The sequence below is a fragment of the Gallibacterium salpingitidis genome (assembly GCF_001678495.1).
Taxonomy (GTDB): Bacteria; Pseudomonadota; Gammaproteobacteria; order Enterobacterales; family Pasteurellaceae; genus Gallibacterium; species Gallibacterium salpingitidis.
In genome coordinates this window covers 24,589-34,243 of record NZ_JTJL01000027.1, presented here as the reverse complement: position 1 = coordinate 34,243, position 9,655 = coordinate 24,589, and the positions used below count along the sequence as shown (strand labels likewise).

The window sequence follows — 9,655 nt, the reverse complement described above, 5'->3', positions numbered from 1 at the left end:
TTGTCTATTAGACCGCAAAAGATACAGCCTTTCTATATCAACTAACCTGTAAAATTAAAGAATATCTAATAATTCTACTTCAAAAATTAAGGTACTAAATGGTGGGATTGATGCGCCAGCACCACGTTCACCATAAGCAAGATTGTGAGGAATCACTAAACGCCATTTTGAACCAACTGGCATCATACTTAATGCTTCGATCCAACCTGCGATCACGCCATTCACTGGGAATTCAGCAGGTTGCCCACGTTGTACAGAACTATCAAATACAGTACCGTCAATTAATGAACCTGTGTAGTGAACACGTACTTTATCGGTTTTAGCAGGAACTTTTCCTTCACCTTTGGTAAGAATTTGATATTGTAAACCGCTCGCTGTTTCTACTACATCTGGGTGTTGACGGTTTTCAGCTAAGAAAGCTTTTCCCGCTTCTTCAATTTCTTTAAATAATAACTGTTGTTTTTCTTCAACACGTTGTTGTAATTGTTGAATTGCTGCTGCTAATTCTTGTTGATCTAATGCTGGTGCATTTTGATTTAATACATCAAAGATACCTTTAGCGATTGCTGTTGCTTCAACATCTAATTGACTTGCTAATAGTTGTTGTCCGATTTGTAAACCAATACCGTAGCTACCTTTAGCTTCTACGCTATCTAATGAAACTTGTTCAAAAAATTGTTGTGACATAAAAATTCCTCATTAATTAAATAATTATTGTGCTCTACGTGCTAATAATTCACCAACACGTACCGCTGTATCTTGATGTAAATAAGGGGCAAACTCGACTTGATTCTCTGCAAACAGATTAATTACGGTCGATCCTAAACGGAATGCTCCCATCTCTTGTCCTTTCTCTAAATAAATTGCACCATCCTCACCTTGCGCTGGATAATGCCATGTTTGAATTTCACCAGGACGTGGCGGATTAATTACTCCAGCCCAGATAGTACTAATACTTGCGGTGATAGTAGCACCAACTAAGATTTGCACCATTGGCCCAAACTCTGTATCAAATACACAAATTACCCGCTCATTACGTGAAAATAGGTGAGGGATATGCTCAGCCAAAAATGGATTTACCGAATATAATTCACCCGGGACATACACCATTTGACGCAATGTCCCCGCACAAGGCATATGCACACGATGGTAATCTCTTGGCGATAAATAGGTGGTAATAAATTGCCCATTTTTGAATTGTTCGCTTAACTCAAAATCACCAGCAAGCAGATCAGTTAAATTAAAATAATGCCCTTTTGCTTGAATCAAACGATCTTCTTCGATCATTCCTAATTGGCTAACTCGTCCATCAGCTGGTAAACATAATCCATTAGGATCTTGATTGATTGGTCTAACACCATCTCTTAAAGGACGAATAAAAAATTGATTAAAAGAAACATAATCTTTTGCATCAGCATATACTGCTTCTTGCATATTAATACGATATTTTTTAATAAAAAGGCGAATAATTGTATGGGTTACTGCACCCCACTGTTTCTCAGCTAACCAACCCGCTGCACGCGTAACTAAGAATTGTGGTAATAGATAATGAAACGCCACTTTTAATTTATCGAAATAAGTTATCGTCTTGTTCAAATGAGATTTCCTCTATAATCAGTGAAAAGATCTATTCATCTTATCGATGAATGGCGGATTATAACAAGTTGGCGTTATTCTGCAATTTTCAATTATCACTCCATATTTTTTATTCAGTTACTTCATCAGCTTTTTGTAGAAAAACTTACAAAAAAAGCTGTAATTCCTTTGACTATTGTTGTATCTAACGTTAATATTTGCACCCTATGAAAAAGGTAAAACTACCCTTAACCGTCGATCCTATTAAATCAGCACAAAGACGTTTGAACTATGAGGGCTATTACTCTCAGGCTCAGTTGGTGCGTTTAAAAGATGCGGTTAATCAAGTACTAAGTGATGTTGAAGCTGAACTAACATTCTCAATCGATCCACAAAAATTGGTTGTTATGCAAGGCACAGCAAAGGTTGAAGTGATGTTGGAATGCCAACGTTGCGGAACACCTTTTCCATATCATTTATCATGTACTTTTAATTACAGTCCAGTGTCTAACATGGATCAGGCTGATGTGTTACCTGAAATTTATGAACCGATCGAGCTTAATGATTTTGGGGAAATAGATTTATTGGAAGTGATTGAAGATGAATTTCTGCTTTCTCTTCCGTTGGTTCCAATGCATGAACCAGAACACTGTGAAGTGTCCGAGGCTGAACAGGTCTTTGGCGAATTGCCAGAAGAATTGGCAAAAAAACCAAACCCGTTCGCTGTGTTAGCTAGTTTAAAGAAGCAAAAATAGTTAGGAGTATAGCCAATGGCTGTTCAACAGAATAAAAAATCTCGTTCAAGACGTGATATGCGCCGTTCTCATGACGCATTAACTACTGCTGCAGTTTCTATCGATAAAGAAACTGGTGCTACTCATTTACGCCATCATGTTACTGCTGATGGTTACTACCGCGGTCGTAAAATTAAATAATTTTCGTCGAAAGGTAATCAATTGAGTCTAACCATTGCGTTAGATATGATGGGCGGGGACTTTGGTCCCCGTATTACTGTCCCAGCTGCAATTCAAGTGTTGGAAAAGCATCCGACGCTTCGTTTTCTTTTTTTCGGCGATCACGCTGAAATCAAAAATTATCTACCAACAACGAATCGTATTCTTTCTGAGCGTATTACTATTCATCATTGTAGTAGGCAAATCTATTCGGATACCCCAATTTCTCAAGCCTTACGTTATAGCAAAGGTACTTCTTTGCGACTTGCTGTTGAAGCGGTACAAAAAAATAATGCTGTCGCTTGTGTAAGTGCTGGCAATACTGGCGCCTTGATGGGATTATCAAAAATCCTTATTCAACCTATTCCAGGCATTCAACGCCCAGCTTTAACTTCACTTATTCCAACAATGAATGGTCATCATACAGTGATGCTTGATCTTGGTGCGAATATAGAAGTAAGTGCAGATATGTTATGTCAATTTGCCAAAATGGGCGCTATCTTTGCCGAAAATATCTTAGATTTAGTTTATCCTCGAGTGGCGCTGTTAAATATTGGTATCGAAGCGATTAAAGGCTTACCACATATTCGTCAAGCTGCAACCCAACTTGAGCAAATGCTTGATCTTAATTATGTTGGCTTTATCGAAGGTGATCAGTTATTAAATCATGTTGCTGATGTAATCGTCACTGACGGTTTCAACGGTAATATTGCGCTGAAAACTTTAGAAGGTACGGCGAAAAACATTATTCATTTACTAAAAGATAATGCTCGCTCACAACCAAAATGGTGCACTGCTTGGTTAAACAAAATTCTGCGCCATTTACTTAAAGATAAATATCAGCAACTACAATCATTTAATCCGGATAAACATAGTGGCGCTTCTTTATTAGGTTTACAATCAGTAATCGTAAAAAGCCATGGTAGTTCCAATAGTGATGCCTTTGCTAACGCAATTGAACACGCTATTTTTCAAGTGAATAAAAATATTCCAGAAAAAATTCTTACGAGTTTGTCATAGATAGTAACAAATCTTTTGATTATCCATAAAAGTACGATAATATTTCCGACAATTTTTTATATGACGAGATAATTATGTATAGCAGAATTTTAGCGACAGGTAGTTACCTTCCGCAACAAATTAGAACCAATGCCGACTTAGAAAAAATGGTCGATACCTCTGATGAATGGATTTCCGTACGTACTGGCATTAAAGAGCGCCGTATTGCGGCTGCTAATGAAACCGTTGCCACAATGGGATATGAAGCAGCGAAACAATGTTTAGCCATTGCGAATATTGATGCAAATGAGATCGACTTAGTGTTGGTCGCAACAACTAGTGGTTCTCACGCATTTCCAAGTGCGGCTTGCCAAATCCAACAAATGCTCAATATTGAAGATGCAATTAGTTTTGATCTTGCTGCCGCTTGTTCCGGTTTCGTTTATGCACTTAGTGTGGCAGATCAATTCATTCGTACAGGCAAAGTTAAAAAAGCGCTTGTTATTGGTTCTGACTTATTATCTCGTCGTTTAAATGAACAAGATAGAGGTACAGTCATTCTCTTTGGTGATGGTGCCGGCGCAGTGATCTTAGAAGCAGCTGAACAACCAGGCATTATCTCAACCCACCTACATGCAAGCGGTAAAGATGCTGGCGTACTTTCATTACCCATCAATTTACCAGCACAACAAGATCCTGAATATTTAACGATGCAAGGTAACGAAACATTTAAAATTGCTGTGCGCGAATTAGCTAATGTGGTGGAAGAAACATTACAAGCAAATCAATTAGCTAAAGAACAAATCGATTGGTTAGTGCCTCATCAAGCCAATTTACGTATTATTTCCGCTACTGCTAAAAAACTGAATATGGATCTCTCACAAGTTGTAGTGACTTTAGATCGTCATGGTAATACCTCTGCCGCAAGTATTCCAACAGCACTGGATGAAGCTGTCAGAGATGGTAGAATTCAACATGGTCAGCTTTTATTACTTGAAGCATTTGGCGGTGGCTTAACTTGGGGTTCAGCCCTTATTCGTTATTAATGAATTTTTAAAATTAACAAAGGTTCTCTCATGAAAAAATTTGCAATGGTTTTCCCTGGTCAAGGTTCTCAATCAGTGGGAATGCTTGCCGAATTAGCAACTCAATTTCCAATTGTTGAGCAAACTTTCCAACAAGCTTCCGAAGTACTAGATTATGATCTTTGGGCATTAGTACAACAAGGTAGTGCCGAAGAGTTGAATAAAACATGGCGTACTCAACCTGCTCTATTAGCTGCTTCTGTGGCTATTTATCGCGTATGGCAACAACAATATCCTGATCTTGTTCCTACAGTAATGGCTGGGCATAGTTTGGGTGAATACTCTGCTTTAGTCTGTGCAGGAGTAATTGATTTCCAAGACGCGATTCAATTAGTGCAACTACGCGGTAAATTAATGCAACAAGCTGTACCAGAAGGCACTGGCGCTATGTACGCTATTATTGGTTTAGATAATGAAAAAATTATTGCAGCTTGCCAACAAGCAGCTGAAGGTGAAGTAGTATCTGCAGTAAACTTCAATTCACCAGGACAAGTTGTTATCGCTGGGAACAAAGCGGCAGTAGAACGTGCTGCAGCATTATGTAAAGAAGCTGGTGCAAAACGTGCATTACCTTTAGCGGTAAGTGTTCCTTCACACTGTGCATTAATGAAACCAGCAGCTGATCAATTAGCAGTTGCGTTAGCTTCTATTTCATTCAAACAACCGCAAGTAGCTGTTATTAATAACGTTGATGTAAAAGCGGAAACTGATCCTGATGCCATTCGTAACGCATTAGTTCGCCAACTTTATAACCCTGTACGTTGGACTGAAACAGTAGAGAGAATGGAAAAACAAGGTATTGAATTAGCTTTTGAAATTGGTCCAAATAAAGTCTTAACTGGCTTAAATAAACGCATCAGCTCAACTATTCAATCTAGTGCAGTGAATGATAATGCTTCACTTGCAGAAGTTGAAACACTAAAAACTCAAGAATAACAAAGGATTTATTATGTCAAAAATCGCATTAGTAACAGGCGCAAGCCGCGGTATCGGCAAAGCGATTGCTGAAGAACTTGTCAGTAAAGGTTTTACCGTTATTGGAACAGCTACCAGTGAAAATGGTGCGAATGCCATTTCTGCTTATCTTGGTGAGAATGGTAAAGGTTTAGTGTTGAATGTTACTTCACTAGAATCAATCAATAATGTATTAGAGCAAATTAAACAACAATTTGGTGATATTGATGTTCTGGTGAATAATGCAGGTATTACGCGTGATAACCTGATGATGCGTATGAAAGAAGAAGATTGGGATATTATCTTACAAACCAATTTAAGTTCAGTATTCCATCTTTCAAAAGCTGTTTTACGCAGTATGATGAAAAAACGTTTTGGCCGTATCGTTAGTATCGGTTCTGTTGTCGGTTCAATGGGCAATCCTGGACAAGCAAACTATTGTGCAGCCAAAGCAGGTATTATCGGTTTTTCTAAAGCATTAGCTAAAGAAGTTGCTTCACGTGGAGTAACCGTTAACGTTGTTGCACCAGGATTTATTGCAACCGATATGACAGATGCTTTGACAGAAGAACAAAAAGCTGCAACATTGGCACAAGTACCGGCAGGTCGTTTAGGTGATCCTAAAGATATTGCAAAAGCAGTAGCATTCCTTGCTTCAGATGATGCAAGTTATATTACTGGTGAAACACTTCATGTAAATGGTGGTATGTATATGAATTAATTAACTGTTACTATTTTGTAACGGTTATCGCATATTTGGGATACTTGTACCTTATAAGAGGAAAAAGCATAGCAATCAATCTTTCTTAATGATAGAATTGCTGCCGAGTATGTAACTTTGGTCAATGTATGCATACTAATTTTGACCTCCTAATTAGGGGCGAGGTTAGACCTCTAATTTAGCAGTTGCAACTTAATTGATTATGCATACAATTTCTCCTCTGTCAGAACATAACAAATAGGGAATTAACAAATGAGCATTGAAGAACGCGTCAAAAAAATTATTGTTGAACAATTAGGCGTTAAAGAAGAAGAAGTAAAACCAGAAGCATCTTTCGTTGAAGATTTAGGTGCTGATTCTTTAGATACTGTTGAATTAGTAATGGCTTTAGAAGAAGAATTCGATATCGAAATTCCTGACGAAGAAGCTGAAAAAATTACTACAGTTCAATCTGCAATTGATTACGTTCAAAGCAATCAATAATTTCAGTAAAGTTTTTCTGTCAAAAAGGATTATCCTTACGATAATCCTTTTTTATTTTATCTAAAATCCATTAATTTATTCATTACAATGAATCCTATCATCCTTGGTATTATTCTTTGTGTACTATCACAAATTTTATTCAGCTCATTATATTTATTTAGCTATGCAATGCAGCCTCTCACAGGCACAACCATTTTTTCATTACGAATTGTTGTTACGATGCTAAGTTTATGGTTGCTTATATACCTGAATCCTAAAAGACAAAATATTAAAGTTTTTCTTTTTAATACCTTAGGTAAATCCTTCTTTCGTTGGTTAACCCTACTATTAGGTACCTGCATTTTAGCAAGTCAATTATGGTTATTTATGTGGGCGCCGATTAATGGTGAAGGCTTAAATGTTGCAATGGGTTATTTTCTTTTTCCATTAGCAATGGTATTTGCTGGCAAGTTAATCTGGAAAGAGCAATTGACGAAATTACAGCTGTTAGCATTAATTCTAGCGATTTGCGGCATTTTAAATGAGTTTTATCGTACTCAAGCTTTTTCGTGGACGACATTGTGGGTGGTGTTACTCTATCCACCTTATTACTTATCAAGAAGAATTATGAATATCCCCGCATCACTTGGGTTAACACTAGACCTGACTTTGATTGCGCCTTTTACTCTTCTCTATTTATTGCCACAAGAAAATGTATGGCAATTAATTAGTCAAGAATCACGATATTGGTTGTTATTACCTTTACTTGGTGCAGTGAGTGCGCTATCTATGTCTTTCAATATTCGCTCAAGCGCACTTTTACCAATGAAATTATTTGGTCTATTAAGTTACATTGAGCCAAGTTTACTCTTTGTGCTATCCATTACTGTACTGAACACACATATGCCATCTGAAGCTTATGTTACCTACGGCTTTATCTGGAGTGCATTGTGTATATTAGCAATTAATGGATTTATTCGACCTGCAAATATAAAAATTAAATCAGTTTAATCAATTTACTCTTGTTCTTTTAAGAAACGAATTCGATGGCGTGCTTGGATGTATTGTTTACGTTTTTGAATTCGTTTCAGTAACATCAAACGACGAATTCTTAATGTCTTAAAATTTTTTAATGTTCTTCTTGCACTTCTACGCATCACTTCCTCCATTTACTAATACGTAATTACCTGAAACATATCAGATAAAAAAACACCTTACCATTAAGGTAAGGTGTTATTGTTTGTCATATCCTAAAATAGATTATTTTTTAGGACCAGCAGCAACTAACGCTTTACCTGCTTCGTTGCCAGTATATTTCACAAAGTTCTTAGTGAAACGTTCTGCTAAATCATCAGCACGTTTTTCCCATTCACCTTTTTCTGCATAAGTATCACGAGGATCTAAGATTGCTGGGTTCACACCTGGTAATTCGGTTGGTACTTCGAAATCAAATACTGGGATTTTCTTAGTTGGTGCTTTATCAATAGAACCATCAAGAATCGCATTGATAATACCACGAGTATCTTTAATTGAAATACGTTTACCTGAACCATTCCAACCTGTGTTCACTAAGTATGCTTTCGCGCCGTTAGCTTCCATTTTCTTCACTAATTCTTCTGCATATTTAGTTGGGTGTAAGCTTAAGAATGCTGCACCGAAACATGCTGAGAATGTTGGAGTTGGTTCAGTAACGCCACGTTCTGTACCTGCTAATTTCGCTGTGAAACCAGATAAGAAGTAATATTTAGTTTGTTCTGGAGTTAAGATTGATACAGGTGGTAATACACCGAATGCATCAGCTGATAAGAAGATAACTTTGTTTGCATGACCTGCTTTTGATACAGGTTTAACAATATTATCAATGTGATAAATTGGGTAAGAAACACGAGTATTTTCTGTAACGCTCTTATCTGCAAAGTCAATTTTACCATTTGCATCAACAGTAACGTTTTCTAACAATGCATCACGACGGATTGCATTATAAATATCTGGTTCATTTTCTTTAGAAAGGTTGATAACTTTCGCATAGCAACCACCTTCAAAGTTGAAGATACCATCATCATCCCAACCATGTTCATCATCACCGATTAATAAACGATTAGGGTCTGTTGATAATGTGGTTTTACCTGTACCTGAAAGACCGAAGAAGATAGCAGTTTCTTTACCATCTTTGCTGGTATTTGCAGAACAGTGCATTGAAGCCATACCTCTTAATGGAAGTAAGTAGTTCATGTAAGAGAACATACCTTTCTTCATTTCACCGCCATACCAAGTATTTAAGATAACTTGTACTTTTTCAGTTAAGTTAAATACTACTGCAGTTTCTGAATTTAAACCTAATTCTTTGTAGTTTTCTACTTTCGCTTTAGAAGCATTCATAATTACGAAATCTGGTTCACCAAAGTTCGCTAATTCTTCTGCTGTTGGACGGATAAACATATTAGTTACAAAGTGAGCTTGCCATGCAACTTCCATCACGAAACGTAATTTCAAACGGCTGCTTTCATTTGCACCACAGAATGCATCAACAACGAATAAACGTTTACCGCTTAATTCTTCTGTTGCTAATTTTTTGATTTGTTTCCATGCTTCTGGAGTAACTGGTTTATTGTCGTTTTTGTATTCATCAGAAGTCCACCAAATAGTATCTTTTGTTGTGTCATCTTTTACGAAGAATTTATCTTTTGGTGAACGACCTGTATAAACACCAGTCATTACATTAACTGCACCAAGTTCTGTAACTTGACCTTTTTCATAGCCTTGTAAGTCTGCTTTGGTTTCTTCAGCAAATAATTGTTCATAACTTGGGTTATGAACAATTTCAGCTACATCATGAATACCAATTGAGTCTAAATAAGCTTTTAAGTTTGACATAATCATTTTCCTTCAAATTGAATATAAAAAAA

The 9,655-nt window shown here is 36.9% G+C and carries 12 protein-coding genes; 8 read left to right on the top strand and 4 right to left on the bottom strand.

Annotated elements, in window-relative coordinates; all coding sequences use genetic code 11:
• Positions 1–54: 54 nt before the first annotated feature.
• Both QS62_RS06505 and asd read right to left on the bottom strand, forming a co-directional pair.
• Positions 55–687, bottom strand: a complete 633-nt coding sequence (locus tag QS62_RS06505; RefSeq protein WP_066107667.1) for an FKBP-type peptidyl-prolyl cis-trans isomerase — start codon at positions 685–687, stop codon at positions 55–57.
• A gap of 24 nt (positions 688–711) precedes the next feature.
• Positions 712–1,596 (bottom strand): archaetidylserine decarboxylase, encoded by an 885-nt coding sequence (gene asd, locus QS62_RS06500; protein ID WP_066107664.1) that lies wholly within the window; start codon positions 1,594–1,596, stop codon positions 712–714.
• 206 nt (positions 1,597–1,802) lie between these two features.
• Between asd and yceD the strand changes: the two genes are divergently transcribed.
• The 8 genes from yceD to rarD all read left to right on the top strand — a co-directional run bounded on the left by yceD (position 1,803) and on the right by rarD (position 7,760).
• Positions 1,803–2,330 (top strand): 23S rRNA accumulation protein YceD, encoded by a 528-nt coding sequence (gene yceD, locus QS62_RS06495; protein WP_066107662.1) that lies wholly within the window; start codon positions 1,803–1,805, stop codon positions 2,328–2,330.
• A gap of 15 nt (positions 2,331–2,345) precedes the next feature.
• Positions 2,346–2,510, top strand: a complete 165-nt coding sequence (rpmF, locus tag QS62_RS06490) for a 50S ribosomal protein L32 (RefSeq protein ID WP_013745784.1) — start codon at positions 2,346–2,348, stop codon at positions 2,508–2,510.
• Between the two features lie 21 nt (positions 2,511–2,531).
• Positions 2,532–3,548: a phosphate acyltransferase PlsX gene (gene plsX / locus QS62_RS06485; RefSeq protein WP_082966147.1), complete on the top strand. Its 1,017-nt coding sequence runs from the start codon at positions 2,532–2,534 to the stop codon at positions 3,546–3,548.
• Between the two features lie 74 nt (positions 3,549–3,622).
• Positions 3,623–4,573: a beta-ketoacyl-ACP synthase III gene (locus QS62_RS06480; protein ID WP_066107659.1), complete on the top strand. Its 951-nt coding sequence runs from the start codon at positions 3,623–3,625 to the stop codon at positions 4,571–4,573.
• 30 nt (positions 4,574–4,603) lie between these two features.
• Entirely contained in the window at positions 4,604–5,548 is a 945-nt protein-coding gene (gene fabD, locus QS62_RS06475) for an ACP S-malonyltransferase (protein WP_066107655.1), read from the top strand.
• A gap of 10 nt (positions 5,549–5,558) precedes the next feature.
• Positions 5,559–6,287, top strand: coding sequence for a 3-oxoacyl-ACP reductase FabG (fabG, locus tag QS62_RS06470; protein WP_156550088.1), 729 nt, complete (start codon positions 5,559–5,561; stop codon positions 6,285–6,287).
• A gap of 252 nt (positions 6,288–6,539) precedes the next feature.
• The gene (gene acpP / locus QS62_RS06465) at positions 6,540–6,770 is read left to right on the top strand and encodes an acyl carrier protein (protein WP_013745789.1); all 231 of its coding nucleotides are present in this window, start codon (positions 6,540–6,542) and stop codon (positions 6,768–6,770) included.
• 87 nt (positions 6,771–6,857) lie between these two features.
• On the top strand, positions 6,858–7,760 hold the full coding sequence (gene rarD, locus QS62_RS06460; RefSeq protein WP_066107649.1) for an EamA family transporter RarD: 903 nt from the start codon (positions 6,858–6,860) through the stop codon (positions 7,758–7,760).
• Positions 7,761–7,765: 5 nt separating this feature from the next.
• Here the strand turns inward: rarD and QS62_RS12070 are convergent, their stop codons facing one another.
• The gene (locus QS62_RS12070) at positions 7,766–7,906 is read right to left on the bottom strand and encodes a hypothetical protein (RefSeq protein ID WP_197495430.1); all 141 of its coding nucleotides are present in this window, start codon (positions 7,904–7,906) and stop codon (positions 7,766–7,768) included.
• Positions 7,907–8,009: 103 nt separating this feature from the next.
• Positions 8,010–9,623, bottom strand: a complete 1,614-nt coding sequence (gene pckA, locus QS62_RS06455; protein WP_156550086.1) for a phosphoenolpyruvate carboxykinase (ATP) — start codon at positions 9,621–9,623, stop codon at positions 8,010–8,012.
• Positions 9,624–9,655 lie beyond the last annotated feature (32 nt).

Bases quoted from the DNA above. Each gene is read 5' to 3' on its own strand.
- rpmF (WP_013745784.1), top strand. From the start codon at position 2,346: ATGGCTGTTCAACAGAATAAAAAATCTCGTTCAAGACGTGATATGCGC.
- pckA (WP_156550086.1), bottom strand. From the start codon at position 9,623: ATGTCAAACTTAAAAGCTTATTTAGACTCAATTGGTATTCATGATGTA.
- rarD (WP_066107649.1), top strand. From the start codon at position 6,858: ATGAATCCTATCATCCTTGGTATTATTCTTTGTGTACTATCACAAATT.
- QS62_RS12070 (WP_197495430.1), bottom strand. From the start codon at position 7,906: ATGCGTAGAAGTGCAAGAAGAACATTAAAAAATTTTAAGACATTAAGA.
- acpP (WP_013745789.1), top strand. From the start codon at position 6,540: ATGAGCATTGAAGAACGCGTCAAAAAAATTATTGTTGAACAATTAGGC.
- QS62_RS06505 (WP_066107667.1), bottom strand. From the start codon at position 687: ATGTCACAACAATTTTTTGAACAAGTTTCATTAGATAGCGTAGAAGCT.
- fabD (WP_066107655.1), top strand. From the start codon at position 4,604: ATGAAAAAATTTGCAATGGTTTTCCCTGGTCAAGGTTCTCAATCAGTG.
- yceD (WP_066107662.1), top strand. From the start codon at position 1,803: ATGAAAAAGGTAAAACTACCCTTAACCGTCGATCCTATTAAATCAGCA.
- QS62_RS06480 (WP_066107659.1), top strand. From the start codon at position 3,623: ATGTATAGCAGAATTTTAGCGACAGGTAGTTACCTTCCGCAACAAATT.